This is a genomic window from Lentzea flava, assembly GCF_014648475.1.
Taxonomy (GTDB): Bacteria; Actinomycetota; Actinomycetes; order Mycobacteriales; family Pseudonocardiaceae; genus Lentzea; species Lentzea flava.
This window is the reverse complement of record NZ_BMRE01000015.1, coordinates 123,853-148,657: the sequence shown is the minus strand read 5'-3', so window position 1 is coordinate 148,657 and position 24,805 is coordinate 123,853. Positions and strand designations below refer to the sequence as shown.

The window sequence follows — 24,805 nt, the reverse complement described above, 5'->3', positions numbered from 1 at the left end:
AGCCGCTCGTATGGACCGAAGCACGGGTCGCGCGCTGGCTGGAAACCGGGGAGATCCCCGGCAAGGTGATGGTCTGGACACCGGAGCAGACCGGCACGTTCCTCGACTTCGTTGCTCACCACCGCCTGTACGCGTACTTCCACCTGCTCGCGCACTCCGCGCTGCGCCGGGGCGAGGCCCTCGGTCAGCACTGGACTGATCTCGACGATGACACCGGGGCACTCGCCATCCGGTTCCAGTTGCTGCAGATCGGGTGGGAAACCGAGTTCGACACCCCGAAGACCGACAGCAGCGTGGCGATCATCACGCTCGACCGCAGGACAGTTCTCGAACTGGGCGCCCACCGCTCGCGTCAACAGCGGGAACGTCACGCGGCCGGAGACGCGTGGGTCGACCTCGGTCTGAGGTTCACCCAGCCCGACGGCTCGCCGCCGCACCCGGCGGATGTGACCGACCTGTTCAACGCCCTCGTCGCGGAGGCAGGCCTGCCCCCGATCCGCCTGCACGACTTGCGGCACGGCGCGGCGACCCTAGCGCTTGCGTCCGGCGCGGACATCAAGGTCGGGTCCAGCTTGCTCCGGCACACCTCGATCACCATCACCGCGGACACCTATACCGGTGTGCTGCCCCAGGTTGCACAGGCCACAGCGGAGGGCATTGGCCGTCTGGTGCCGCGCAAGGTCATCTCGTACCGAGTGAGCCAGACCGTCCGGCGATCGAAGATCATCCGCGTCTCGGGCTCGCAGACCATGATCCACAATGATGAAACGGAGAATGACGATGAGTACGGAAAATGCAAAGAAGCAGGTAGAGCCGAATCTCTACCTGCTTCTCTGGAGTACGCCGCCAGGGACTCGAACCCCGGACCCGCTGATTAAGAGTCAGCTGCTCTAACCAACTGAGCTAGCGGCGCTTGTTCGTATGCCGGAGCCTTGCTGTTTCCGACACGAAGAACGTTAGCACAGGGGGTCCAAGGGGTTTTCAGGCGGGGGCGCCCTCCCGTGCGAACCCGGTGTGGATCAGCCACTGAGCGGCCGCGTAGGTGGGCATCACCCCGGCCGCGGCAGCCCGCGCGGCCTGTCCCTTGAGGACGAACCGACCCGCCCCGAGTAGCGCGTCCGACACCGCGAACAGCGCCGCACCGCCGAAAACCCGTCGCGCGCCCGGCCCGCGCGCGGTGGACGCGGCGGCGACCATCGTCCCGAGCGTCAGCGCGTACAGGGCCACCGGTCGTCCCATCGGGCCCGCGGCGCGGGAGAACACCGCCGCTCCGGTCGCCGACGCCGCGACTATCGGCAGGACCGCCCTGCGTGAGCCCGGCCGTGAGCGTCTGGCCAGCGCCGCCGTGTAGCCGACGTGGGCCACGAGGAAGCTGAACAGGCCGGTGCGGAAGGCGCGGTCCGAGTCGCCGAGCAGTGCCACGTCGCCTGCCCAGGATCCGGCCAGGCCGACCGCCATGCCGGGGTCGCGGGGCGGGCTGGTCGCGGCCAGGGTGGGCATCAGGGCGGCTTTCGTGACCTTGCGCACGTTCTTGGTGCCGTTCAAGGTCGCCATGACCGAGTCGACGGCGGCGGCGACTGCGTACAGCTTCATGAGCACTCCTCGGTTTCGGGGCTCAGCCTAGACAATCCAGGTCCACGAAGGAGTGACGATCGGCTTCGGCCTGCCGGTCGTGTGCAGCTTCGGAGAGGACCGCGAAACGTGGATGCGTCACCGGACGCGGGCTTCGACCTGGTCGTGTAACGCGGGCGGATCCTGCGGGAACTGACTCGCCATGACCGACTACAGCGATCTCCGAGCGATGTTCATCAACTGCACGCTCAAGCGTTCCCCCGGCCGCAGCAACACCGGGGCCTGTCGACGTCAGCAGGGCGATCATGGAGAAGCAGGGCGGCCAGGTCGAGGTGGTGCGGGCGATCGACCACGACATAGCGATCGGCGTCTGGCCGGACATGAGAGAGCACGGCTGGGTGACCGACACCTGGCCGGAGATCTACGAACGGGTCATGGCTCTACGCGTGCTCGCACCTGCTCAACGACGCCGGTCAGTACGCGTACTGCGGCCGCGTCGGCGGGTGCCTGATCATGAGCAACGAGGACGGCATGAAGCACTGCGCCATGAACGTCCTCTACAGCCTGCAGCACCTGGGCTACACCATCCCGCCGCAGGCCGATGCGGGCTGGATCGGGGAGGCCGGTCCCGCCCGTACCGTCCTATCTGGATCCCGGCGCCGTCGTGCCGGCGAGCCACAGCGACGGTATGTCCGAAGTGGAGAGTGGCTACCGCTTCCAGCGCGTCGTCATGCCGGAGGGCCGCGGATCGGCGATCCCGATCGCGTTCCGCATCCTCGCCGCCGACGGCAAACCGGTGACCTCGCTCCTGGACAACCAGACCAAGCAGATGCACTTCTTCGTCGTCCGCGACGACATGAACGTCTTCCGGCACGTGCACCCGACGCTCGACGGCGACACCTGGCACACCTCGGTCGACCTCCCCGACGGGGGCGCCTACCGCATGTTCGCGGAGTTCATCCCGTTGGACACCAAGGATCCCCGCCACCCCGTGGTGCTCGGCGTCCCGTTCAGCGTTCCCGGCGACACCTCGCTGGTACCCGTGCCCGCGCCGGACGCGCGGACCGTCACCGCCACCGGCTACACGGTGACCCGCGTCGACGAGGCCGCCACGCTGCCGTTGCTGAGCGAACGTGCGCTGCGCCTGGCGATCCGCACCCCGGACGGCACACCGGTCGAGAAGCTCGAATCCCACCTCGGCGCCAACGGCCACATGACCGGGTTCCACACGATGCTGTTGTCCGCGACGCACCTGCACCCCGTGGAACCGGCCGGGGCACCGCTGATCAACGGCGAGCTGACGTTCCGCGCCGTGTTCGCCGAACGCGGCGAGTACCGCCTGTTCCTGGAGTTCTTCCACCGCGGCAAGCTGCACACCGCGGCGTTCACCGTCGCCGTCGGCTGACCTCGGGGAAAGTCGTTGGATCGCCGGGCACATCTCGTCCTACGGTGACGCCGTGAGCGACTCTGTGGCGCCTGTAGAGGCCTTCGAACCTCCCTACTACGTGGCTGTTTTCACCACGGTGCGGACCCAGGAGCAGGACGGCTACCGCGAGACCAACGCACGGATGGAAGACCTGGTCAAGGACATCCCCGGCTACCTGGGGATCGACCACGCCCAGACTCCCGGCGGGCTGGGCATCACCGTCGGGTACTTCCGCGACGCCGACGCCCTCACCCAATGGCGGTCCAACGAGGAGCACCGCGCGGCGCAGCAACGCGGCCGGGCCGAGTGGTACCAGAGCTACACGCTGCACGTGGCGAAGGTGGAGCGCAGCCACGGGTTCACTCGCGCCTGAGCCGCGGCGGCAGCAGGCGACTCAGGCGGGTTCCGAGGTGGCCAGCGGGGGCACCTGGAGGTCGACGACGAACCGGCTGACGGAGCCGTCCGCGGCGCGGCCGAGCCACACGAGGCACGCACCGTCGCTCCAGCCCGGCACGATGATCAGGTCGGTGTTGCCGGAGGAAAGCGTGCGGTACACGGCTTCGCCTGCCATGGCGGCGTCGATGTCCGTGTGCGAGAACGCCGTCGCGCCGGTCTGGTCGACCAGCGCGACAGTGGCGGTGTCCACCGGATTGCCGTAGAACTCGCCGTCACCCAGTTCCAGTTCGACGTCGCCCTCCCGCAGCGCCAGCTCCCACGACGCGACCGGCGCGTACGTGACGCTCACCCGGCACGCGGCCGTCCAGGTCGTCCTGTCCTCCGTCACCTGGAAGACGTCCAGCGGGTACTCACCGGGCGGGACCGCCGCGGCCAGCGGCGTCGACGAGGCGTCGAGCCAGCCGGGGTCCGCGACGACCAGCCTGCCGCCGGGCAGCCGGATCTTGCCCGCGGGTGTCCGCCGCACGGTGAGGACGTCACCGTTCCGCGTGCGGAACCGCGCCCCCTCGGTGGTCATTTCGGTGACGTGGCGCGGACGCAACGGGTGCGGCGGCCGCCACGGGAACGCGGCGGGGACTTCGCCGGGTCCTGAACGGACGGTCACGGGGCCGGTCATGCCCGCGAGCACCGGCCAGCCGTCCACCGACGGCGCGGCGACGTCCTCCGGGGGCCGCGTCGGCTCCGGCCAATCGTTCCAGCCGGCCCAGGTCTGCATGCTGCCGCCGTCGGGCAGCTCGGTGGTGACCGAGACGTTCTTGATCGCCGCTGCCGCGTCCCGGTGGACACGGGCCCGCACCGTCGGCCGGTCGCCGTGGAACTCCGGTGTGTCCTTCTCCGCGTAGCGCCACCCGCGGACCTCGAACAGCCGCAGCCGCCCGTCCGGCCAGCGTCGGTACGCGACACCGCGGTACCGGCGACCGGTGTCGTCGACGAACCACACCTCGGCGTGGCGGGCCGACCAGCACACCTCCACGACCGCCCGCGCCACTCCGCCGACGAACAGGACCAGCGCGTACTGGCCACCGGCCGCGTCCTGGGCACGTGCCACCGGCTCGGACATCGGCGACACCGGCGCACGGGAGGCGGCGTCCCAGCCCGCGCAGCACACGACCTCCACCGGCTCGTCCGTGGGAGCGGGCGCCAGCACGGCAGGCAGGTTCCTGCCGCCGCTCTGAGGTTCGTGCGAACGCCGCTGCGCGAGCAGTCCGACGACCACCAGCGACGTGACCAGGGCACCGGACAGGATCGCGGTGCGCCGGGAGACGCCCGTCGGGCGGCTGTTCTCCGGCGCTGGTTCGTCCACGGGCCGCGATACTACGGACCGGTCAGCGCTGTGGACGGCTCCGGCCGAGCCGTGCGGCCAGCGCGTCGAGTGCGAGATCGACCGCGAACTCGTACTCGGCGGCGGCGTCGAACCGGGCGAGGTGCGGTGCGGCATCGGCGATCGCGGGCAGGCCGCTGTTCTCCAGGACCGCCCGGCGCCGCGCGATTCCCTCCACGTCGGTGGTGCCGTAGGTCGGACCGGCGTTGACCTCCCGCAGCAGGGAGCCGATGAGCGTGGCGACGAGTGCCCTGAGGAGGTGGACGGCCTCGTCTGCGGGGCAGCCCGCGCCGCACAGGACGGTCAGGACCGCCTCGATCGGGGCCAGTGCCTCGAAAGAGGCCAGCTGCCGGGTGAGCACCAGCGAGGCCGCCTCGGGGTGGGTCAGCGCCCGCTCGCGGAAGGCGTGCGCGATCGCCCGCAGGTCGGTCCTCACCTCGCCGGTGTGTTCCGGGAGGGCGATGGTTGCCAGGATGTGCTCGGCGACCGCGTCGAGGAGGCCGTCCTTGCCGTCGACGTGGTTGTAGAGGCTCTTGGCGTCGACGCCGAGGACTCGTCCGACCGCGCGCATGCTGACCGCGCTGACGCCCTCGGTGTGGATGACGCGCAGGGTGGCTTGCACGATCGCCGCACGGGAGAGCTGGCTCTCGCCCTTGGGCGGACGTCCCCGGCGCGCGGTGCTGGTGCTCATGGCGTTCATCGTGCCCCAGCCCCTTGTTGAAATCCACGGTGTGGGTATAGCGTGGCCGTCTTTAAACCCACATTGTGGATAAACTGCGCCGCCACATCACCCGCGAACGACCCAGGAGCACCTGCCATGTCCCGCTTCACCCTGCCGCCCGAGGAAGTCCTGCGCGCACGCGAGAAGCTCGTCCTCGACCACTTCCACGACGAGGTTCGTCAGGACTGGGACGCCACGCTCTCGACGTTCCCGCACCCGCACTACGAGCTCATCGCGCAGATGACCGTCCACGACGGTGACAGCGAGGTCCGCGAGTACTACCACGACACGCGCGTGGCGTTCCCCGACCAGAACCACGAGATCATCGCGCTACGGCACGCGCACGACGCCGTGATCGTCGAGTTCTGGTTGACGGGCACCCACAACGGCCCGCTCGGCAAGATCCCGCCCACCGGCTCGAAGCACCGCACGCGCATGACTGCGTACTTCCTCTTCGACGACAACGAGAACCTCGTCACCGAACGCATCTACTTCGATCAGCTCACCATCCTCAAGCAACTCCTCGCCGGGCTGGACAAGAAGAACCCCGCCGACCTGCTCAAGCTCGGCCGCGTCGTCGCCGGGGCGCTCTCGATGGCGGGCGGCGAGCCGGACCCGCGGCTGACCGACACCGTCGCGCCCGATCTGCACCGGGAAGGGCGGTGACGCGGTCGGTTCAGTACAGGTAGACGTCGACCCCAACGCGGCGATCCCGGCGAGCAGCGCGACGACGGCGACCCGCCGGCTCGAGTCGGTGCCTTACGGGCCCAGGCCGAGCAGCAGGGCGGCAGTGGCGACGGCGAACACGCCGCTGCCGGTGTCCTGCCAGCTGACGGGGAACACCGCGATCGGCGCATCGGTGAAGAAACCCGGTGCGTGCACGGTGTTGAGGATCGCGTTCCATGCGGCGGGCCCGAGCCCGGCGGCGAGGCCCGCGATCAGGATGACGCCGATGCGGCGGCGCGGTACCAGCAGCGCCACGGGGACCGCGGCTAGAACCGCCGACAGGGCGGCGCCGTAGGCGACAGTCGACCAGCTGAGCATCTGGAACCCCTCCTCCGGGCAATCCGGTGCGCGGTCCGTTCCGAACCTCGGGTGTGAAGCCAACACGAAGCATGCTCCTCGGCCTGGTGTCGGTGGCCGCGGCGCTGGCGGCGGGGCATCTCGTCGCGGGGCTCGTGAGTCCGCTGGCGTCGCCGTTCCTCGCGGTCGGCAACACCGCGATCGACCTGACACCGCACCCGGTCAAGGACTTCGCGATCCGCGCGTTCGGCGAGAACGACAAGCTGGTGCTGCTCGGCGGCATGGCGGTCGTGCTCGCGGTGCTCGGCGCGGTGGCGGGACTGGTGTCGCGCCGCAGCCCCTGGCCGGGCACGGCGCTCGCCGCGGTGCTCGGCCTGCTCGGCATCGCCGCGGTGCTGGCCAGACCGACGACCACGGGCTGGGCGGTCGTCGCCCCGCTGGCGAGTCTCGTGGCCGGGGTCGCGGCGTTCCGCTGGTTGTGGTCGCGGGAACCCGCCGTGGCCCCTGGCAGGCGGAGGTTCCTGCTGTCGACCGCGGCGATCGCGGCGGGTGCCGGTGTCGCGGCGGTGGGCGGGCAGCTGCTGGCCGGACGGGTGGACGTCGAGGCGTCCCGGCGGGGCATCGCGCTGCGGCCGGGCGAGAAGGCGCCGGAGATCCCGTTCGACGCGGACTTCTCCCGCGAGGGCACGCCGAGCTTCCTGACGCCGAACGAGAAGTTCTACCGGGTCGACACCGCGCTCAGCGTGCCGCGCCTGCGGGCGGAGGACTGGCGGTTGCGGGTGCACGGCATGGTGGACAACGAGATGGTGCTGACCTACGACGACCTGCTGCGGCGCCCGTTGGTGGAGAAGACCATCACGCTGGTGTGCGTGTCCAACGAGGTCGGCGGCCCGTACATCTCCACGTCGAACTTCATCGGTGTCTCCCTGTCCGGCCTGTTGCGGGAGGCCGGCGTGCGGCCTGGCGCCGACCAGCTCGCGACCCGCAGCGTGGACGGCTGGACGTGCGGCACCCCGGTCGCGGAGATCATGGCGCCCGGCTCGAACGCGCTGCTGGCCGTCGGGATGAACGGTGAGCCGTTGCCGCTCGAACGCGGCTTCCCGGTCCGCATGGTCGTGCCGGGGCTCTACGGCTACGTCTCCGCGACGAAGTGGCTGGTGGACGCCGAACTCACCACCTTCGACGCGTTCGACCCGTACTGGGCGCAGCGCGGCTGGGCGAAGAAGGCCCCGGTCAAGGTCATGTCCAGGATCGATCGGCCGAAGTCCTTCGAGAGGGTGCCCGCCGGCAGGTTCGTCGCCGCGGGCGTCGCCTGGGCGCAGCACACCGGCATCGACCGCGTGGAGGTCCGCGTCGACGGCGGGCCGTGGCAGCAGGCGGCGCTGAGCAGGGAGGTCAACGTCGACACGTGGCGGATGTGGAGGATCGAGCTGGATCTGCAGCCGGGCAACCACACGGTGGAATGCCGTGCCACGGACCGCAAGGGACGTACCCAGACCAACGAGCGCGCGGCCCCCATCCCGGACGGCGCCACCGGTTGGCACTCGATGGTTTTCACCTCGGTCGCGTAGAAGGTGTCCAGCGCGACTTTCGATTCGATCCGAACAGGGCCTCCGCCGCGAACTCCAGTCGGACAGGTGACGAAGGGGAGCGCTGTGCGGAAACGAGATCATGTGCAACCGGTCGCCCCGCTCGGTCCCGAGGATCTCGGGCACCCGGCAGGCGCCGAGGAACTGCTGCTGCGGGTGGCGCGTGGTGACGAGGACGCGTTCGGGCAGCTGTACGACCTCGTCTCGGGCGGGGTGTTCGGGCTGGTGCGCCGCGTGCTGCGGGACCAGGCGCAGTCGGAGGAGGTCTTCCAGGAGGTCATGCTGGAGATCTGGCGGACCGCGAGCCGGTTCGACCCCGAGCGCGGCAAGGCCATGACCTGGATCCTGACCATGACGCACCGGCGCGCGGTCGACCGGGTGCGGTCCGCGCAGGCGGCGGCCAACCGCGACCAGCGAGTCGCGATGATGGACGCCACCCGGCCGTTCGACCAGGTCGTCGAGCAGGTCACCGAACGCCTCGAACAGCGCAAGGTCCGGCGCTGCCTGGCCTTCTTGACCGACCTGCAGCGCGAGTCCGTGCAGCTGGCCTATTACCAGGGCCACAGCTATCCGGAGGTGGCGAGCCTGCTGGGTGTTCCGCTGGGCACGGTGAAGACCCGGATGCGCGATGGCCTGATCAGGCTGCGCGACTGCCTGGGGGTGACGGTGTGACCACGACGCCAGACCCGCACACGCTGATCGGCGTCTACGCGCTGAACGCCGTGTCCGGCCCCGAACGCGCTGAGTTCGAAGCACATCTGCCGCACTGCCCGCCCTGCGCCCAGGAAGTCGCCGAACTGCAGGCCACCGCGGCGACTCTGGGCACGGTGACCCAGATCGCGCCGCCCGCGCACCTGCGGGCAAAGGTGTTGATGGCCGCGGCGGTCACCCGCCAGCTGCTGCCGGAGACACCTGCTCCGGCGGCTCCGGCGGCCGTGCCGCCGACGCGGAACCGGTGGCTGGTCAGGACGAGCCTGCTCGCCGCGGCCGCCAGCGTGCTGGTGGCGCTGGTCGTCGGCGTTCAGGGTGCGCAGGACCGCCGTGAGCTGGAGGCGTTGCGGCAGTCCGCGGCCGGCTACAGCCAGGTGTCGGAGCTGCTGAGCGCTCCCGACGCGAAGCTGCTGAGCGAGCCGGGATCCACGGGTGGCAGCGGAACCGTGGTGGTGTCGCCGAGCCGCGGCAAGGCGGTGTTCCTCGCGAACGGGTTGCCGTCGCTGCCCTCCGGCCGCGACTACCAGCTGTGGGTGGTCGGCTCCGGCGGACCTCGCCCGGCGGGGTTGCTGCGCAACGAACCCGTGGTCACCGATGGGCTCGGCGACGCGCGGGCGTTCGCGGTGACCGTCGAACCGAGCGGTGGCTCACCTGCCCCGACCACGACTCCGGTGCTCGCGATCCCGGTGGCCTGAACCATCCACTGTGGATAGTTCAATGTGGACTGAGGGCTGTCGGTAACGGCTCGATAACCGCACCCATCCGTTCTCCGCGGGGCGGCGAATCACGGGCAGCAACCCACACAACTCCTTGGAGATGTCCAGTCATGAACCAGACCGTCCGCAACACCGTCCTCGCCATCGGCGCCGCCTCGCTCGCCCTGTTCGGCGCGGCATGTGGCTCGGGCGACATGGCCGGCAGCAGCTCCGGCACCGCGCCGGCCTCCACCACCACCTCGACGGCGCCGTCCTCCTCCGCGATGGCCGACCCGGCCCGCGACCTCGTCGGCCCCGGCTGCGCCGACTACGCGAAGCAGGTCCCGTCCGGTGCCGGCTCCGTGTCGGGCATGGCCGCCGACCCGGTCGCCGTGGCTGCGAGCAACAACCCGCTGCTCACGACGCTGGTCAGCGCGGTGTCCGGCAAGCTCAACCCGAAGGTGAACCTGGTCTCGACGCTCAACGGCGGCGAGTTCACGGTCTTCGCGCCGGTCGACTCGGCGTTCGCGAAGATCGACGCCGCGACGATCGAGAAGCTCAAGACCGACGACGCGTTGCTGACCAAGATCCTCACCTACCACGTCGTCCCCGGCCAGATCTCCCCGGACAAGATCGCCGGTGAGCAGAAGACCGTGCAGACCGGCACGGTCAAGGTGACCGGCTCCGGCAACGCGCTGAAGGTCAACGACGCCAACGTGATCTGCGGTGGTGTGCACACCGCGAACGCCACCGTCTACCTGATCGACTCGGTCCTGCTGCCCGCCTGACATCTCCAGGTCAGCAGTACCGCGACTCCGGGAATCGCGCTTTTCGGGCGGTTCCCGGAGTCTTCACGAACCGGACCGCCTCCAGCACCCGCGGCCGCAGGTACGCCGGACACGCGTGGTCGACGGCGCCGCCGAGCAGGGCCGCGGTCTCCCGCAGCCCGGCCACCTCGTCCGCACAGGCCCGGCACTGGCACGGCTCGACCGGGTCAGCCGCGGCCGCCTGGCCTCCATGCGCGGCAGTCCATCTCCGCCCACACGACCTTGGTCCTCGCGGTCACGTTGAATCCCCACTCGCGGGACAGCTGATCCACCAGAACCAAGCCGCGGCCGCGTTCCGCGTTCGGCCCCGAAACCCGCAGTCGAGGGAGATGCGTCCGGTCGCCGTCCTCGACGTCGATGTGCAGCGACGAGTTCGGCAGCTGGCACAACCGGAGGCGGATGGGTGGCTTGCCGTGGTCGTAGGCGTTGCTGACGAGTTCTGTGACGAGCAACTCGGCGTCCTCCACGCAGTCGGTGTCCAGATGGGACAGTGCTTGCCGCACAGAGCGCCGCAGATCGCCGAGCGGTGGGGTCGCATCGCTGCTCAGGTCCACGTTCAAGATCAACCCGCGATGCCCGTTGGAAGTGGCTGTCACAAGTCGCTCCAAGGTCTCGGTGCATGCACGGGCCTACAGGACGTGTACCCGACTGCGGGCGGTCAACACGCATCACGAAGAGGTGTACTGTCGAGGTTGGGGTCGATGCGTTCCGCACCCCCGGTCACCCACGCGCCGTGCAGACACTCAGGTTCCGCATCACTCGCGACGACCTTGTCCACGAACGGAAAGCATCCAATGACCCTGCACCCTGTCAACGACCTGTTCAGCCATCCCGAGACGCACGACCCGGTGGCGGCATCCAGTTCGCCCGGTCCCGAACAGCCGTCCTGGACGAACCTGTTCCAGGAGCCGGTGCCGGCCCCGCGGGCTTCCGCAGAGCGCTGAGAGCACACTCTTCTCACCCCGGCGAACGCCGTGGCGGGTTCGTCCGGTCAGCACGTCCTCCACCACCTTGAGCCTGCGCTCTTATGCCCTGCCGGCATCAGCCATGTCCACAATGGACCAACTGGTTTCACTGCGGCGGAACGGGGAGCAGGGTGAGGTGGCGCCGGTCGCCCGCGACGACGTTCACGGTGTGCGGCGGCTCCGACCAGAACCCGGTGAACGTTGTAGCTCACCCGCGGTATCTCGCCCAGCCGAACTGACGGCACCGCGGGCAGTTCGGCGGCGAGGTCCCCGGAAGGGGACCGGTTCAGGTTTCGCCGAGTGCGACGTGAACCGGCCTGCCCGACCGGAACGGCGTCCACGACTTCAGGGCGCGTAACGTTCCATGCACTCGGCGAGGTCCGACCACCCCATCAGCGGCGGGCCAGCCACCGCGGTCTCCCGGGCACCGAGCCGTCCCATGGACTCTGCCACCAGGCGCACCACCGCCTCAGGCGCCTGCACGATGTCCCCGGCCGAGCGGGCGAGCACGATCCGAGGCTCGGCGGGATCGGTCTCGATCGACACGGTCCAGCCCTGCGTCGCGCTCCAGACGAGCATGACGTCACGATCGGGGTGGGCCACGGCACGGCAGCCGAGTGCGATGTAGGCCGTCGCGGTGTCGGTGACCTCGAAGCTGATGCCGTCGCGCGGCACACCGAGAGCCTCGGCGACCTTCCCCACATAACGCTCGAGGGCGCCTGCCAGCAGGTACGTGCCCTCGGAGGTGGCGTTCCCGCCGCGCACGACCCGATCATCACCGATGGGCGCGGTCACTGCCATGCGGTCTCCATCTTCCTCAGGTCGCTGCGGAGCCAAGGCGGGCGGGCACTCAGACCGCGGAGGTGACGAAGCGAGCGGACGGGCCGATGAACGGCCCTGCACCTCACTGTAACCGCTCGCAGCCGTGATGGACCGTTCGCGGGACCGCACACAGCCAGGAGCGCGCACCGCCGAGGTGCGCGCTCCTGGGGAGAGCAGTGAGCCGTTCAGTCCTTCTTGAAGGCGTCCTTGACCTTCTCGGCCGACTCACTCAGGTGACCCTTCGCCTGGTCGACCTTGCCCTCGGTTTCCAAGCCCTTGTCGTCGGTCGCGTCGCCGACGCCTTCCTTGACCTTGCCCTTGAGCTCGTCGGCCTTGGCGTCGAGCTTGTCGTCGGTGCCCATGTGGTCCTTCCCCGACACCCGAATCTCAGGTGCGACGTCTGCCTCCGGATGCCCGCTCAGACAAACCTCAACCATCCGGCCTCCATCAGCCCGGGATTTGTCCGCGCCGACGACAGCATCGCCATCCCACACGACCTACCTCGCCACCCATTCGACCTACGACGAAGGCCATCGCCCGGGTTCATCACTCCGCGGCGACACCCGCTGGGGGTCCGGGGGCTTGCCCCCGGCGTGGGGTTTGGGGGCTCGGCCCCCAAAAAACACAACGAAACAAAGGAAGGCTCATGCTCTCAATGAGCATGAGCCAACCATTTGTGAAGTACGCCGCCAGGGACTCGAACCCCGGACCCGCTGATTAAGAGTCAGCTGCTCTAACCAACTGAGCTAGCGGCGCTTGTTTGTGTGCCGGACACTTGCCGTTCCGACGTGGAGAACGTTAGCACAGGGCCTCGATCGGATCCCAATCGGCTGGTCAGGGCCTTCCGGGGGGTCATCCGGCTCGTAACGATCCGGCCACTCGCGCAACTTTCGGGCACCCCATGTCGTCACCTAGTCGGGGGACGCCAATACGACTTCGTGCAGGCAGTCTCGGGAGCGGGCGACAAGCAGATCGGAAGTGCGTCGATGGGGATGTGGGGCAGGCGCGGTCGTGGGGTGGTCATGGCGGGAGTCGCTGTGATCCTGATCGCAGGCTGTTCAGGGGGCAGTGAGGGGGCCAGCGGGGCTGCGAGCACGTCGTCGAGTGCTCCGCCGCCGCCGAAGCCCGTCACCTTGACGTTGGCGTTGAACAACGGCGCGGTGGACGTGGCGCCGGGGCTGCCGGTCATCGCCACGGCGGCGGACGGGAAGCTGACCGAGGTCAAGCTGACGAACCCCGAGGGCAAGTTCGTCGAGGGGAAGATGAACCCCGAGTCGACGCAGTGGACCAACACCGAGCCGCTCGGGTACGGCAAGACCTACAAGCTGAGCGCCACGGCGACCGGTGAGGACGGCAAGCCGCAGACCAAGGAGTCGACCTTCACCACGGTGAAGCCGCGGACGTTGACCTACGTGTCGACGAACCCGATGGACGGCACCACGATCGGGGTGGGGCAGCCGCTCGCCTTCTACTTCGACGAGCCGGTGGCCGACAAGGTCGCGGCCGAGAAGATGCTGGAGATCACCACCGAGCCCAAGGTCGAGGGCGCCTTCTACTGGTTCAACAAGAAGGAGGTGCACTGGCGTCCTGAGAAGTTCTGGAAGCCGGGCACCAAGATCACCATGCACATCAAGGTCTACGGCAAGACCGTCGGCGACGGCATCTACGGCCAGGAAGACCGCGTGATCACGACCACGGTCGGCGACGAGATGATCTACGAGGCGGACGGGCAGACGCACCAGGTCACCGTCAAGAAGAACGGCCAGGTCATCCGCACGATGCCGACGTCGATGGGCAACGCGGCGAACACCACTCCGGTCGGCACGTACGTGCTGATGGAGAAGCACGACCACATGATCATGGACTCCACCACGTACGGCCTGGCGCTGGAGAACGGCGGCTACAAGACGCCGGTCGACTGGGCGTACCGGATGTCCAACAGCGGCATCTTCTTCCACAGCGCGCCGTGGTCCATCGGTGACCAGGGCCGGCGCAACGTCAGCCACGGCTGCCTCAACCTCTCGCCGGAGAACGCCAAGTGGGTGATCGACAACAGCAAGCAGGGCGATGTCGTCATCGTCACCAACTCCGGTGGCCCGCCCCTGGAGGCGTGGGACGGTTTCGGCGACTGGCAGGTCCCGTGGACGCAGTGGGTTCAGGGCAACCGCTAGCCCTCTGCAAACGTTTGTGAAAGGCTGACGCCGCCACCGCCACCCGACCCATCTGGGAGGCACCGTGGCCCGAAGACTGCTCGCGGTCATCACCGCACTGGCGCTCACGGCGGTGGCGGCACCACCAGCACAGGCAGACGACGTGCTGCTCTCGCTCGCCGGACCGGCGACGGCGTCGAGCGAGAGCAACGCCCGTCACGTCGCCACGAAGGCCACGGACCTCGACCGCAGGACCACGTGGCGCAGCGAGGGCGGTGGCCGGCAGTGGATCGCCATCGACCTCGGCTCGATGTCCACGATCAACCGGGTCGTGCTCCGCTGGGGCGCCCTGTGCGCCAGGAAGTACGCGGTCCAGACGTCGCCGGAAGGCGTGTACTGGCGCGACGTGCACAGCACGGACAACGGTGACGGCGGCGACGACAACATCGAGTTCACCGGCTTCGGCCGCTGGATCCGGGTTTCCCTCACCACACCGTGCTTCCACGCCTACGAGCTCAGGGAATTCGAGGTCCACGGCACTCCTGGCGTCGTCGACACCACACCGCCGAGCGCCCCGGGAACGTTGTCGGTCAAGGCCTTCACGCCCACTTCGGTGAACCTGCAGTGGGGCGCGGCGAGTGACAACGTGGCCGTCGCGAACTACGAGATCTACCAGTCCGGTCAGTACGTGAAGACCGTCGACGGGCTCTCCAACAACATCACCCGGCTCACCCCGAACACCACGTACTCCTTCTACGTCAACGCGAAGGACGCCGCCGGCAACATCTCGCAGGCGAGCAACTCGGTCACGGTCACCACGCCGCCCGCCGTCGTCGACACCGGACCGCCGACCACGCCGTCCACCGCGATCGCCACCAAGGCCACCGCCAACAGCGTCTCGCTCGCCTGGGGAGCTTCGAGCGACGACGTCGCAGTGGCGAGCTACGCGGTCTTCTCGGGCGGCGTCCAGGTCGGCACGACCACCGGCCTGCAGACCACGATCGCGGGCCTCAAGCAGGACACCGCGTACGAGTTCGTGGTCAAGGCCGTCGACACCGCCGGCAAGAGCTCGCCGTTCACCGCGCCGATCAAGACGGCCACCCGCAAGGGGCACGACGCCGTCGGTGAGGTCACCAAGATCACCGACGACACGGATGTGCCGTGGGGCCTGGAGTTCCTCAGGGACGGCACCGCGTTCTACGCCCAGCGCGACACCGGCGACATCATCCGCATCGCGCCCAACGGCGAGAAGACGGTCGCCGGACGCGTCCCGAACGTCGTCAGCACCGACGGCGAGGGCGGCCTGCTCGGTTTGGAGCACAAGGACGGCTGGCTCTACGCCTACCACACCAGCCCCACCGACAACCGGCTCGTCAGGTTCAAGCTGGTCGACGGCAAGCTCGACGCGCATCAGGTCCTGCTGACCGGCGCCCCGCGCAACAAGTTCCACAACGGCGGCCGGCTGCGGTTCGGCCCGGACGGCAAGCTCTACATCGCGACCGGCGACGGCCAGGTCGCGGCGAACGCGCAGGACCTGAACTCGTTGGGCGGCAAGGTGTTGCGGGTCAACCCCGACGGCAGCGTGCCGCGCGACAACCCGTTCCCCGGCAAGTACGTCTACAGCTACGGCCACCGCAACGTGCAGGGTCTCGCGTTCGATTCGCGCGGCAGGCTCTGGGAGGCCGAGTTCGGCAACTCGGTCATGGACGAGATCAACCTGATCAGGCCGGGCGGCAACTACGGCTGGCCGGCCTGCGAGGGCACGTCCGGCCAGTGCGGCGAGTTCATCGCGCCCAAGCACACCTGGCCCGTCTCGCAGGCTTCCCCGAGCGGACTGACCATTGTGGACGACGTGCTGTACCTGGCGGCGTTGCGCGGTCAGCGGCTCTACCGGATCCCGATCGGCGGTCAGCCGGAGATCTTCTTCGAGGGCTCCTACGGTCGCTTGAGGACGGTCGAGAAGACGCCCCGAGGTGACCTCTGGCTCACGACGTCCAACGGGGACAAGGACTCCATCCCCAACAACAGCACGACCCAGATCTACCGCATCGACCTGAAGTAGCTCAGGACACCGTCACCTGGCCGTCCGCGACGGTCAGGTGACGGTTCACCCGCACCGCCTCGAGCATCCGCCGGTCGTGCGTGACGAGCAGCAACGTGCCGGGGTAGTTCTCCAGCGCCGACTCCAGCTGCTCGATCGCGGCCAGGTCGAGGTGGTTCGTCGGTTCGTCGAGCACCAGCAGGTTCACCCCGCGGCCCTGCAGCAACGCCAGCGCGGCCCGCGTCCGCTCGCCCGGCGACAACGACGCCGCCGGACGCAGCACGTGCGCCGCCTTCAGCCCAAACTTCGCGAGCAACGTCCGCACGTCGGCGGGCGTCATCTCCGGCACGGCCTCCTGGAACGCGTCCACCAGCGGCAGGTCGCCCAGGAACAGCCCGCGAGCCTGGTCCACCTCGCCCACCACGACACCGGAGCCGAGCGTGGCGTAACCGGAGGCCAGCTCCACCCGTCCGAGCAGCGCCGCCAGCAACGTCGACTTGCCCGCGCCGTTCGCCCCGGTGATCGCGACCCGGTCCGCCCAGTCGATCTGCAGGTCGACCGGGCCCAGCGTGAACGACCCGCGAGACACCACGGCCGCACGCAGAGACGCCACGACGGCACCGGAACGCGGGGCCGCGGCGATCTCCATCCGCAGCTCCCACTCCTTGCGGGGCTCCTCGACAACCTCCAGCCGTTCGATCATGCGATCGGTCTGGCGGGCCTTCGAGGCCTGCTTCTCGGTGGCGTCGGCACGGAACTTGCGGGCGTTCTTGTCGTTGTCGCCCGCCTTGCGCCGGGCGTTCTTCACGCCCTTCTCCATCCACGCGCGCTGCATGCGCGCACGGGCCTCCAACGCGGCCTTGGTGTCCGCGAACTCCTCGTAGTCGTCACGGGCGTGCTGACGGGCACGTGCGCGCTCTTCGAGGTACGACTCGTAGCCGCCGCCGTAGAGGCGCACGGCGTTCTGGTGCAGATCGAGCTCCAGCACGCTCGTCACCGTGCGGGCCAGGAACTCGCGGTCGTGCGACACCAGCACCGTGCCCGCGCGCAGCCCTGTGACGAACTTCTCCAACCGCTCCAGGCCGTCGAGGTCCAGGTCGTTGGTCGGCTCGTCCAGCAGGAAGATGTCGTAGCGGCTGAGCAGCAACGACGCCATGCCGGCCCGCGCCGCCTGGCCGCCGGACAGCGAGGTCATCAACGCGTCCAGCCCCACGGTCAGGCCGAGGTCCGCGATGACCTCCAGCGACCGTTCCTCCAGGTCGGCGCCGCCCAGCGCGAGCCACCGGTCGAGCGCGTCCGAGTAGCCCTCGTCGTTCCCGGCGGTCAACGCCTCGGTGGCGCGGTCCAGGTCGGCCTGAGCTGCGGCAACACCAGTCCTGCGAGCCAGGAACTCGCGCACGGTCTCGCCCTCACGACGCTCCGGCTCCTGCGGCAGGTGCCCGACGTTCGCGGATGGCGGGTTGAGCGACACCCGGCCCTGCTCGGCCGGAATGAGCCCGGCCAGCGTCCGCAGCAGCGTCGACTTGCCCGCGCCGTTCACGCCGACGAGCCCGATCACGTCGCCGGGAGCGACCACGAGATCGAGCCCGGAGAACAGGACGCGGTCACCGTGACCTGCGGCGAGATCCTTGGCGACGAGCGTGGTCATGAACTCTCCCGAAACGTGAAGAAAGGCCCCCGCGTTGTGCGGAGGCCTTTCGACAAAGGGTGAGTGACGGGACTTGAACCCGCGACACCTGGGATCACAACCCAGTGCTCTGCCAGCTGAGCTACACCCACCATCACCGGTCCGTGACCGGCGAGGAAAGCATAGCAACGGCATCCACCAAGATAAAAATCAGGGGTCAGTCCGCGTTTTTCAGCAGCTCAGCGGCCACGGCCTGGGCCTGCTCGGTCGTCGGCCCCGGCTGCGGCACGAACGCCGTGCGCCGGTAGTACGCGAGCTCCCGGATCGACTCGACGATGTCGGCGAGCGCCCGGTGCGCGAGCCCCTTGCCCGGCTGCGCGTAGTAGATCCGCGGGTACCAGCGCCGGCACAGCTCCTTGATCGACGACACGTCGACCATGCGGTAGTGCAGGTGCGCGTCGAGCGCGGGCATGTCGCGGGCGATGAAGCCGCGGTCCGTGGCGATCGAGTTGCCGGCCAGCGGTGCCGTGCGCGGGTCGGGGACCCATTCCTTGATGTAGGCGAGGACGGCCGCCTCGGCCTCCTCCAACGACACCGTGGAGGCGCGGACCTCCTCGGTCAGGCCCGACTTGGCGTGCATCTCCATGACGACGTCCGGCATCGAGGCGAGCACTTCGTCATCCGCGTGGATCACTATGTCCACGCCGTCGCCGAGCACGTTCAGCTCGGCGTCCGTGACCAGTGCCGCGATCTCGATCAGAGCGTCCTTGCCCAAGTCGAGTCCGGTCATCTCGCAGTCGATCCACACCAGACGATCCATCACGCCCCGAACATTACTGCGCAACGCGTCAACTTCGAGTGGCGGCGTGCAGCAACCTGGTTACGCTCCTCGTGCATGACGGCTCAAGCTGAGATCGCTGCTGGGTACGCCTCCGAGAGCGCGGCCATCGAACTCGGCGCGGTGCTGGTCGACGGACAGGTGGAGTCGACGGCACACGTCCGCATCCCGTTGTCCATGGTCAACCGCCACGGACTTGTCGCGGGTGCAACGGGAACGGGCAAGACGAAGACCCTCCAGCTGCTCGCCGAACAGCTCTCGGCCAACGGCGTGCCGGTGCTGATGGCCGACGTGAAGGGCGACTTGTCCGGTCTGTCGCGCGAAGGCGAGCGCAACGACCGGACGGACACCCGCGCCAAGGACACCGGCGACGACTGGCAGCCGCAGGCGTACCCGGTCCAGTTCCTGTCGATCGGCACGGGCGGCGTCGGGGTGCCGTTGCGGGCGACGGTCACGAGCTTCGGGCCGATCCTGCTGTCGAAGGTGCTCGGCCTGAACGACACCCAGGAATCGACGCTCGGCCTGATCTTCCACTGGGCCGACTCGAAGGGCCTGCCGCTGCTCGACACCAAGGACCTGCGCAGCGTCATCCAGCACCTCACGAGCGACGAGGGCAAGGAGGACCTGAAGGGCATCGGCGGTGTGTCGAGCTCCACGGCCGGGGTGATCCTGCGGGCCCTGGTGAACCTGGAGGCGCAGGGCGGTGACCGGTTCTTCGGCGAGCCGGAGCTGGATCCGGCCGACCTGATGCGGCAACGCGACGGCAGGGGTGTCGTCAGCCTGCTGGAACTGGCCGAGCTGCAGGGCAACCCGGCGTTGTTCTCGACGTTCCTCATGTGGTTGCTGGCCGAGCTGTTCGAGACGCTGCCGGAGGAGGGCGACGTCGAGAAGCCGAAGCTCGTCTTCTTCTTCGACGAGGCGCATTTGCTGTTCGCCAACGCGTCGAAGGCGTTCCTCGACCAGATCACCCAGACCGTGAAGCTCATCCGGTCCAAGGGAATCGGTGTCTTCTTCTGCACGCAGCTGCCGACCGACATCCCGAACGAGGTGCTGTCGCAGCTCGGCGCGCGTGTCCAGCACGCCTTGCGCGCGTTCACGCCGGACGACCAGAAAGCGTTGGCGCGCACGGTGAAGACGTACCCGAACACGCCGCACTACGACCTGGAGAAAGCGCTCACCTCGCTCGGCATCGGCGAGGCGATCATCACCGTGCTGAGCGAGAAGGGCGCCCCGACGCCGGTCGCGTGGACGAGGCTCAGGGCGCCGCGTTCGTTGATGGACACCATTGGCACCGACGCGATCAAGCAGGCCGCGCAGGGATCCGATCTGCACGGCAAGTACGCCGAGACCGTCGACCGCGAGTCGGCCTACGAGCAGCTGATGCAGAAAGTCGCTCCACCCCAACAGGAACAAGCCCCGGAACCTCCCAAACCTCAGAAGGAGGAACCGGGGCTCGTCGAGAAGGTGCTCGGCAACAGCGCCGTGAAGTCGTTCCTGCGGTCAGCCGGCAGCGCCCTGGCGCGCGAGATCACGCGGGGCATCTTCGGCACTTCGCGCAAGCGACGCTGACAGCACCGCCGCGCCGATGCAGAGCGCACCCGCGACGTACCAGGCCAGGTCGTAGCTGCCCAGGTGGTCGCGGGTGAGCCCGGCCGCGGACGCCGCCAGAGCCGCACCCACCTGGTGCGACGCGAACACCCAGCCGAACACGACCGGACCGGACACGCCGAAGTGCTGGCGGCACAACGCCACCGTCGGCGGCACGGTCGCGACCCAGTCCAGGCCGTAGAAGATGATGAACACCAGCATCGACGGGTGCGCCGACTCGCCGAACAGCTGCGGCAGCAGCATCAACGACAGGCCGCGCAACGCGTAGTACGCCGCCAGCAGCAGCCGTGAGTCCACGCGGTCGGTCAGCCAGCCGGACGCGATCGTGCCCACGATGTCGAAGATGCCGACCAGAGCCAGCAGTCCGGCTGCGGTGGTCGTCGGCATGCCGTGGTCGTGCGCGGCGGGGATGAAGTGCGTGCCCACCAGACCGTTCGTCGAGGCACCGCAGATCGCGAAACCGCCGGCCAGCAACCAGAACGGCCGGGTGCGCGCAGCCGAACCCAGCGCGGAGAGGGCCCGCCGGGCCGCGCCACCGGACGGCGGCGGGGGAGTGTCTTCGGCAGCGCCCAGCGGCAGCAGCCCGACATCACGCGGGTACTCGCGCAGGAAGAATGCCGTCAGCGGCACCACGGCCAGCGCGGCGATGCAGATCATCAGCGACGCGGACCGCCAGCCGTAGGCCGACGACAGCCACGCCACCAGCGGCAGGAAGACGAGCTGCCCGGCCGCGCCACCCGCCGTCAGCACGCCCGTGACCAGGCCGCGGTGCCGCACGAACCACCGGCCGGTGATCGTCGCGACGAACGCCAGCGCCATCGACCCGGTCCCCAGCCCGACCACGACACCCCAGAGCAGGATCAGCTGCCAGGACGCGGTCATGAACACCGTCAGCCCGCTGCCGATCGCGACCATGGTCAACGCGCAGCTCACCACGACCCGCACGCCGAACCGGTCCATCAGCGCCGCCGCGAACGGCGCGGTCAACCCGAACAGCAGGATGTTGATCGAGATGGCGAGCGAGATCGTGCCGGTCGTCCAGCCGAACTCCGCCCGCAACGGCTCGATCAACGCACCGGGTGCCGCGCGGAACGACGCGGCACCCACCAAGGCGATGAAGGACACACCTGCGACAACCCAGGCCCAATGGAGTCTCACGACGACAAGGTTCGGTGATCGCCGACCCGGCGACCAGTGGCCTGATGGCCAACATGTGAAAGAATCAGGCCATGGCCCATCGGATCGCGGTGCTCGCCCTCGAGGTGTCGGTCGCCTTCGACCTCGGCACCTCGACGCACATGTTCGGCTTCCTGTCCGACCGCTACGAGGTGCTGGTCTGCTCGCCGGATCGCCGCCCGATCGCGACGAGCGGCGGCTACTCGATCACGCCCGACCACGGCCTGGAGGTGATCCGCGACGCGGACACCGTGCTCGTGCCCGGCACCCGTTACCTGCCCGCGCGGACGGCGGGAAAGCTGGAGCCCGCGGTGCACGAGGCGCTCACCACCACCCGCGCGGAACGGATCATGTCGATCTGCACCGGCGCGTTCGTGCTGGCCGCGGCCGGTCTGCTGGACGGGCGTCCCGCGACGACCCACTGGGGGACCACCGACGAGTTTCGCGCGCTGTACCCGAAGGTCAGGCTCAACCCCGACGTGCTGTTCGTCGACGACGGCGACGTGCTCACCTCGGCGGGTGTCGCGGCCGGGATAGACCTCTGCCTGCACGTGATCAGGTCCGACCACGGCAGCGAGGTCGCGAACCGGGTCGCGCGCTACTGCGTCGTGCCTGCGTGGCGGCAGGGCGGCCAGTCGCAGTTCGTGGACCGGCCGGTGCCGGACGACCCCGACTCGTCCACGGCACCCGCCCGCGCGTGGGCCCTGGACCGGCTGGACGAGCCGCTGGAGCTGGCCGCGCTGGCCGAGCGGGCGAGGATGAGCGTGCGGACGTTCACGCGGCGGTTCCGCGCCGAGACCGGCATGTCGCCAGGCCAGTGGCTCACCCAGCAACGCGTCGACCGCGCCCGGCACCTGCTCGAGTCCACCGACCTGCCGATCGACCTGGTCGCCAGGCACGCGGGCTTCGGGACGGGCGCGGCGTTGCGGCAACAGCTCGCCGCGTCGATCGGGGTGTCGCCGTCGGCCTACCGTCAGACGTTCCGCTCCGCCTGACCCTCCACAGTGGACGTGTCGATCAGGAACGGCCGGAGCAGGTCCGGCACGGCGGCGTCGGCCAGCGCCAGGCCGTCGGACTCGCCGACGTCCGTCACGTGGTAGACGCCCGCGCCCGCCGCGGTGGTCGCGCCGATCGTCATCAACCCGCTGCGGCGCTGGAAGAACGAGCGCCGGATGCGCCAGCCGATGATGCCGGTGCGCTGCAACGCCACGGTGCTGCGGACGAGAGAGTTGTTGCGGGTGACGAGATAGCGGTCGTCCAGCGCGTGGCCCAGCGAGCGGTAGTTGTCCCAGCCGACCAGTGCGGCGAACGGGATGATCGCCACCGGGATCGGCCACGCCCACGACGGCGCCCAGATCGCGAGGCCCACCGTGATCACCACCCACGGCACCACGTGCCGGATCAGGCTGCGGCGCAACGCGGCGAACGGGTGCTTGCGCAGTTTGCGCGTCGTCGGGTCGTCCTCGACCTTCAGGACGTCACGGGAGACCTGGTGCGCCACGGACAGCGGTGCGGGCGGCAGCAGCAGGTTGCTCTCGCCCTTCGAACCCAGACCCGTCGTCACCGCAACGGCTTTCGCGCCTCTGCCCGCGCGGACCAGCAGCGGTTCCTGGATGTCGACACCGCGCAGGCGCTGTTCCTCCACCGAGACCGAGCGGGTGGTGAGCAGGCCGCGCTGCACGCGCAGCGTGCCGTCCGGCTCGCGGGTCAGCCGGTAGTTCCAGAACTGGAGGATGTAGAGCGGCACCGACAGCACGAGCCCGAGCACGACCAGCGCGATGACGAACGCGCCGAGCAGCGTGAAGCTCGGGTGCTCGAAGAGCCACTCCCAGAGGTCCTGCACCGGGTGCAGGCCGAGGTCGTCGGCGTAGTTCGACAGCACGCCGAACACGGCACCGATCGCGACCAGACCGGACAGCGACAGCGGCGCGAACTTCAGCCACTTCAGGTCGAGCTGCGAGATGACCTCCGACTCGGGCACCGCCACTTCCGCGTGCGGCTCGCCGGGGGAGGCGGTCCCCGGCGCGCCTGCCTTGTGCGTGACCGCCTTCTGCAGCAACAACACCCGCAGGCGTTCGGCCTCCTCCTGCGTCACGGCGTCGAGGGTGAGGCCGTCGGTACCGGGAGTGTCCTGCTGCCCGGTGCCGATCCGCACCGCCGACAGCCCGAAGACGCGGTGGCCGGGCTTGGACGTGAGGTCGACAGTCCTGATGCGATCGCGCGGCACGGCGAGCTGCTTGCGGGTCAGCAGCCCCGTGTGCAGCTCCACCTGGTCGTCGGTGATGCGGTACTTCGTGGTGCGCCAGATGAAGTAGCTGAACGCGAGGATCACCGCGACGGTGACGCCGCTCGCGAAGAGCCGCCACTTCTCGCCGTTGCCGGTGAACAGCAGGACGAGGATCGGCACCAGCATCGCGATGCCCTCGTTGAGCGGCCGCACGACCAGCATGCGCACGTGCAGGCGGTGCCACTCCGCCAGCGGCTCGGTGAACTCCGGTGCTGCGGGCAGCCCGGACGGCACTTCGGTGGGCATTTCCGGGGGAGTGCTCACGTGGCATCACCCGGAGTGGCCTGCGTGGTGTTCGTCAGCTCCACCACGAGCTGCTGCGCCACCTCGTGGTCCAGGCCCTCGATCTCCACGGGACCGGCGGCCGACGCGGTCGTCACCGTGACCGTCGCGAGGCCGAGCAACTGCTGGAACGGCCCGCGTTTCGTGTCGATCGTCTGGATGCGCGACACGGGTGCGACCCGCCACTCCTGGTTGAGCCAGCCGGAGAGGGTGTACACCGCGTCCGGCGTCGTCTCCCAGCGGTGCACGCGGTAGCGCCAGCTCGGCTCGACCGCGGTGTGCACGAGGCCGACGACCAGCGTGGCGACCATGAGCGCCAGCTCCCACGTGGGCGGCGAGCTCACCAGCAGGAACACGATGAGCTGCGGGATGAAGAGCACCAGCCAGAACACGGCGGCCTGCATCGTCCACAGCAGGACCGACTTGGGACTCACCTGGTGACGAGGCGTGCGCAGTTGCAGAGTCACCCCACAAGGGTGCCTCACTCCGCACCGGTGATGTCGCCAGGTGCGTCAATCGGCGTTCCGGTGGTGGGGTGGTCTTGCTTGCGAGGGAGGCAAGACCACCCCGACCGGTCGAGAGCGTCAGCGACCGCAGGGCGCCACGTACGGCGGGGTGAACGGCGGCGGGCTCATCTGGGGCCCGCTCGCGGCGGCCGTGCCGCTCGC

The 24,805-nt window shown here is 69.2% G+C and carries 26 protein-coding genes and 3 tRNA genes; 13 read left to right on the top strand and 16 right to left on the bottom strand.

The features are described from left to right. The first annotated feature begins 68 nt into the window (after positions 1–68). Entirely contained in the window at positions 69–878 is an 810-nt protein-coding gene (locus IEZ09_RS47895; protein WP_368856150.1) for a site-specific integrase, read from the top strand. Here IEZ09_RS47895 and IEZ09_RS19610 read toward each other — a convergent pair. Further along, positions 840–913: transfer RNA gene (locus IEZ09_RS19610), tRNA-Lys, on the bottom strand. The genes IEZ09_RS47895 and IEZ09_RS19610 overlap by 39 nt on opposite strands. A gap of 68 nt (positions 914–981) precedes the next feature. Continuing rightward, complete coding sequence (locus IEZ09_RS19605) at positions 982–1,593, bottom strand: lysoplasmalogenase (protein ID WP_189255160.1); 612 nt, start codon at positions 1,591–1,593, stop codon at positions 982–984. A gap of 667 nt (positions 1,594–2,260) precedes the next feature. On the opposite strand from IEZ09_RS19605, the gene IEZ09_RS19600 reads away from it, so the two are divergent. Together IEZ09_RS19600 and IEZ09_RS19595 are read left to right on the top strand one after the other, a co-directional pair. After that, on the top strand, positions 2,261–2,977 hold the full coding sequence (locus IEZ09_RS19600; protein ID WP_229812729.1) for a DUF8832 domain-containing protein: 717 nt from the start codon (positions 2,261–2,263) through the stop codon (positions 2,975–2,977). 52 nt (positions 2,978–3,029) lie between these two features. Then, complete coding sequence (locus tag IEZ09_RS19595) at positions 3,030–3,371, top strand: antibiotic biosynthesis monooxygenase family protein (protein ID WP_229812723.1); 342 nt, start codon at positions 3,030–3,032, stop codon at positions 3,369–3,371. Positions 3,372–3,392: 21 nt separating this feature from the next. Here the strand turns inward: IEZ09_RS19595 and IEZ09_RS19590 are convergent, their stop codons facing one another. Further along, positions 3,393–4,757 (bottom strand): DUF4241 domain-containing protein, encoded by a 1,365-nt coding sequence (locus tag IEZ09_RS19590; protein WP_189255159.1) that lies wholly within the window; start codon positions 4,755–4,757, stop codon positions 3,393–3,395. 22 nt (positions 4,758–4,779) lie between these two features. After that, positions 4,780–5,466 (bottom strand): TetR/AcrR family transcriptional regulator, encoded by a 687-nt coding sequence (locus IEZ09_RS19585; protein ID WP_189255158.1) that lies wholly within the window; start codon positions 5,464–5,466, stop codon positions 4,780–4,782. A 126-nt stretch (positions 5,467–5,592) separates the two neighbouring features. Between IEZ09_RS19585 and IEZ09_RS19580 the strand changes: the two genes are divergently transcribed. Continuing rightward, on the top strand, positions 5,593–6,162 hold the full coding sequence (locus IEZ09_RS19580) for an ester cyclase (RefSeq protein WP_189255157.1): 570 nt from the start codon (positions 5,593–5,595) through the stop codon (positions 6,160–6,162). A 93-nt stretch (positions 6,163–6,255) separates the two neighbouring features. Here the strand turns inward: IEZ09_RS19580 and IEZ09_RS19575 are convergent, their stop codons facing one another. Beyond that, complete coding sequence (locus tag IEZ09_RS19575; protein WP_229812722.1) at positions 6,256–6,540, bottom strand: hypothetical protein; 285 nt, start codon at positions 6,538–6,540, stop codon at positions 6,256–6,258. 71 nt (positions 6,541–6,611) lie between these two features. On the opposite strand from IEZ09_RS19575, the gene IEZ09_RS19570 reads away from it, so the two are divergent. The 4 genes from IEZ09_RS19570 (at position 6,612) to IEZ09_RS19555 (ending at position 10,302) form a co-directional block, all read left to right on the top strand. Further along, complete coding sequence (locus IEZ09_RS19570) at positions 6,612–8,090, top strand: molybdopterin-dependent oxidoreductase (RefSeq protein ID WP_189255156.1); 1,479 nt, start codon at positions 6,612–6,614, stop codon at positions 8,088–8,090. A 102-nt stretch (positions 8,091–8,192) separates the two neighbouring features. Then, the gene (locus IEZ09_RS19565) at positions 8,193–8,780 is read left to right on the top strand and encodes a sigma-70 family RNA polymerase sigma factor (protein ID WP_189255155.1); all 588 of its coding nucleotides are present in this window, start codon (positions 8,193–8,195) and stop codon (positions 8,778–8,780) included. Next, positions 8,777–9,514: an anti-sigma factor gene (locus IEZ09_RS19560; RefSeq protein ID WP_189255154.1), complete on the top strand. Its 738-nt coding sequence runs from the start codon at positions 8,777–8,779 to the stop codon at positions 9,512–9,514. The genes IEZ09_RS19565 and IEZ09_RS19560 overlap by 4 nt, the downstream gene beginning before the upstream one ends. A 131-nt stretch (positions 9,515–9,645) precedes the next feature. Further along, a complete protein-coding gene (locus tag IEZ09_RS19555) occupies positions 9,646–10,302 on the top strand; it encodes a fasciclin domain-containing protein (RefSeq protein WP_189255153.1) in 657 nt (218 codons plus the stop codon). A 10-nt stretch (positions 10,303–10,312) separates the two neighbouring features. On the opposite strand, the gene IEZ09_RS19550 is transcribed toward IEZ09_RS19555, so the two are convergent. Continuing rightward, positions 10,313–10,468: a hypothetical protein gene (locus IEZ09_RS19550; RefSeq protein ID WP_189255152.1), complete on the bottom strand. Its 156-nt coding sequence runs from the start codon at positions 10,466–10,468 to the stop codon at positions 10,313–10,315. Positions 10,469–10,508: 40 nt separating this feature from the next. Continuing rightward, positions 10,509–10,937, bottom strand: coding sequence for an ATP-binding protein (locus tag IEZ09_RS19545; protein WP_189255151.1), 429 nt, complete (start codon positions 10,935–10,937; stop codon positions 10,509–10,511). Positions 10,938–11,135: 198 nt separating this feature from the next. Between IEZ09_RS19545 and IEZ09_RS19540 the strand changes: the two genes are divergently transcribed. Further along, positions 11,136–11,285, top strand: a complete 150-nt coding sequence (locus tag IEZ09_RS19540) for a hypothetical protein (RefSeq protein WP_189255150.1) — start codon at positions 11,136–11,138, stop codon at positions 11,283–11,285. Between the two features lie 366 nt (positions 11,286–11,651). On the opposite strand, the gene IEZ09_RS19535 is transcribed toward IEZ09_RS19540, so the two are convergent. The 3 genes from IEZ09_RS19535 to IEZ09_RS19525 all read right to left on the bottom strand — a co-directional run bounded on the left by IEZ09_RS19535 (position 11,652) and on the right by IEZ09_RS19525 (position 12,884). Next, positions 11,652–12,107, bottom strand: coding sequence for a DUF6292 family protein (locus IEZ09_RS19535; protein ID WP_189255149.1), 456 nt, complete (start codon positions 12,105–12,107; stop codon positions 11,652–11,654). Positions 12,108–12,313: 206 nt separating this feature from the next. Beyond that, complete coding sequence (locus tag IEZ09_RS19530; RefSeq protein WP_059362550.1) at positions 12,314–12,490, bottom strand: CsbD family protein; 177 nt, start codon at positions 12,488–12,490, stop codon at positions 12,314–12,316. Between the two features lie 320 nt (positions 12,491–12,810). Continuing rightward, positions 12,811–12,884, bottom strand: a tRNA-Lys gene (locus tag IEZ09_RS19525). 377 nt (positions 12,885–13,261) lie between these two features. On the opposite strand from IEZ09_RS19525, the gene IEZ09_RS19520 reads away from it, so the two are divergent. Together IEZ09_RS19520 and IEZ09_RS19515 are read left to right on the top strand one after the other, a co-directional pair. Beyond that, positions 13,262–14,299, top strand: a complete 1,038-nt coding sequence (locus IEZ09_RS19520) for a L,D-transpeptidase (RefSeq protein WP_229812721.1) — start codon at positions 13,262–13,264, stop codon at positions 14,297–14,299. 64 nt (positions 14,300–14,363) lie between these two features. Then, a complete protein-coding gene (locus tag IEZ09_RS19515; RefSeq protein ID WP_229812720.1) occupies positions 14,364–16,340 on the top strand; it encodes a PQQ-dependent sugar dehydrogenase in 1,977 nt (658 codons plus the stop codon). 1 nt (position 16,341) lies between these two features. Here IEZ09_RS19515 and IEZ09_RS19510 read toward each other — a convergent pair whose 3' ends face one another. The 3 genes from IEZ09_RS19510 to orn form a co-directional block, all read right to left on the bottom strand. After that, the gene (locus IEZ09_RS19510) at positions 16,342–17,967 is read right to left on the bottom strand and encodes an ABC-F family ATP-binding cassette domain-containing protein (RefSeq protein WP_189255148.1); all 1,626 of its coding nucleotides are present in this window, start codon (positions 17,965–17,967) and stop codon (positions 16,342–16,344) included. Positions 17,968–18,025: 58 nt separating this feature from the next. Then, positions 18,026–18,098, bottom strand: a tRNA-His gene (locus IEZ09_RS19505). A gap of 65 nt (positions 18,099–18,163) precedes the next feature. Continuing rightward, entirely contained in the window at positions 18,164–18,769 is a 606-nt protein-coding gene (gene orn / locus IEZ09_RS19500) for an oligoribonuclease (RefSeq protein WP_189255147.1), read from the bottom strand. Positions 18,770–18,841: 72 nt separating this feature from the next. On the opposite strand from orn, the gene IEZ09_RS19495 reads away from it, so the two are divergent. Then, on the top strand, positions 18,842–20,353 hold the full coding sequence (locus tag IEZ09_RS19495; protein WP_189255146.1) for a helicase HerA-like domain-containing protein: 1,512 nt from the start codon (positions 18,842–18,844) through the stop codon (positions 20,351–20,353). On the opposite strand, the gene IEZ09_RS19490 is transcribed toward IEZ09_RS19495, so the two are convergent. After that, complete coding sequence (locus tag IEZ09_RS19490; protein ID WP_189255145.1) at positions 20,285–21,550, bottom strand: MFS transporter; 1,266 nt, start codon at positions 21,548–21,550, stop codon at positions 20,285–20,287. The two genes, IEZ09_RS19495 and IEZ09_RS19490, sit on opposite strands and share 69 nt — an antisense overlap. A 71-nt stretch (positions 21,551–21,621) precedes the next feature. On the opposite strand from IEZ09_RS19490, the gene IEZ09_RS19485 reads away from it, so the two are divergent. Beyond that, on the top strand, positions 21,622–22,563 hold the full coding sequence (locus IEZ09_RS19485; RefSeq protein ID WP_189255144.1) for a GlxA family transcriptional regulator: 942 nt from the start codon (positions 21,622–21,624) through the stop codon (positions 22,561–22,563). On the opposite strand, the gene IEZ09_RS19480 is transcribed toward IEZ09_RS19485, so the two are convergent. Together IEZ09_RS19480 and IEZ09_RS19475 are read right to left on the bottom strand one after the other, a co-directional pair. Then, positions 22,542–24,119, bottom strand: coding sequence for a PH domain-containing protein (locus IEZ09_RS19480; RefSeq protein WP_229812719.1), 1,578 nt, complete (start codon positions 24,117–24,119; stop codon positions 22,542–22,544). The two genes, IEZ09_RS19485 and IEZ09_RS19480, sit on opposite strands and share 22 nt — an antisense overlap. Further along, complete coding sequence (locus IEZ09_RS19475) at positions 24,116–24,598, bottom strand: PH domain-containing protein (RefSeq protein WP_370467729.1); 483 nt, start codon at positions 24,596–24,598, stop codon at positions 24,116–24,118. The genes IEZ09_RS19480 and IEZ09_RS19475 overlap by 4 nt, the downstream gene beginning before the upstream one ends. Positions 24,599–24,805: the final 207 nt, after the last annotated feature.

Coding starts and splice junctions, on each gene's coding strand:
- IEZ09_RS47895 (WP_368856150.1), top strand. CDS start 69: ATGGTCTGGACACCGGAGCAGACCGGCACGTTCCTCGACTTCGTTGCT.
- IEZ09_RS19605 (WP_189255160.1), bottom strand. CDS start 1,593: ATGAAGCTGTACGCAGTCGCCGCCGCCGTCGACTCGGTCATGGCGACC.
- IEZ09_RS19600 (WP_229812729.1), top strand. CDS start 2,261: ATGTCCGAAGTGGAGAGTGGCTACCGCTTCCAGCGCGTCGTCATGCCG.
- IEZ09_RS19585 (WP_189255158.1), bottom strand. CDS start 5,466: ATGAGCACCAGCACCGCGCGCCGGGGACGTCCGCCCAAGGGCGAGAGC.
- IEZ09_RS19580 (WP_189255157.1), top strand. CDS start 5,593: ATGTCCCGCTTCACCCTGCCGCCCGAGGAAGTCCTGCGCGCACGCGAG.
- IEZ09_RS19575 (WP_229812722.1), bottom strand. CDS start 6,540: ATGCTCAGCTGGTCGACTGTCGCCTACGGCGCCGCCCTGTCGGCGGTT.
- IEZ09_RS19570 (WP_189255156.1), top strand. CDS start 6,612: ATGCTCCTCGGCCTGGTGTCGGTGGCCGCGGCGCTGGCGGCGGGGCAT.
- IEZ09_RS19555 (WP_189255153.1), top strand. CDS start 9,646: ATGAACCAGACCGTCCGCAACACCGTCCTCGCCATCGGCGCCGCCTCG.
- IEZ09_RS19540 (WP_189255150.1), top strand. CDS start 11,136: ATGACCCTGCACCCTGTCAACGACCTGTTCAGCCATCCCGAGACGCAC.
- IEZ09_RS19535 (WP_189255149.1), bottom strand. CDS start 12,107: ATGGCAGTGACCGCGCCCATCGGTGATGATCGGGTCGTGCGCGGCGGG.
- IEZ09_RS19530 (WP_059362550.1), bottom strand. CDS start 12,490: ATGGGCACCGACGACAAGCTCGACGCCAAGGCCGACGAGCTCAAGGGC.
- IEZ09_RS19510 (WP_189255148.1), bottom strand. CDS start 17,967: ATGACCACGCTCGTCGCCAAGGATCTCGCCGCAGGTCACGGTGACCGC.
- IEZ09_RS19495 (WP_189255146.1), top strand. CDS start 18,842: ATGACGGCTCAAGCTGAGATCGCTGCTGGGTACGCCTCCGAGAGCGCG.
- IEZ09_RS19485 (WP_189255144.1), top strand. CDS start 21,622: ATGGCCCATCGGATCGCGGTGCTCGCCCTCGAGGTGTCGGTCGCCTTC.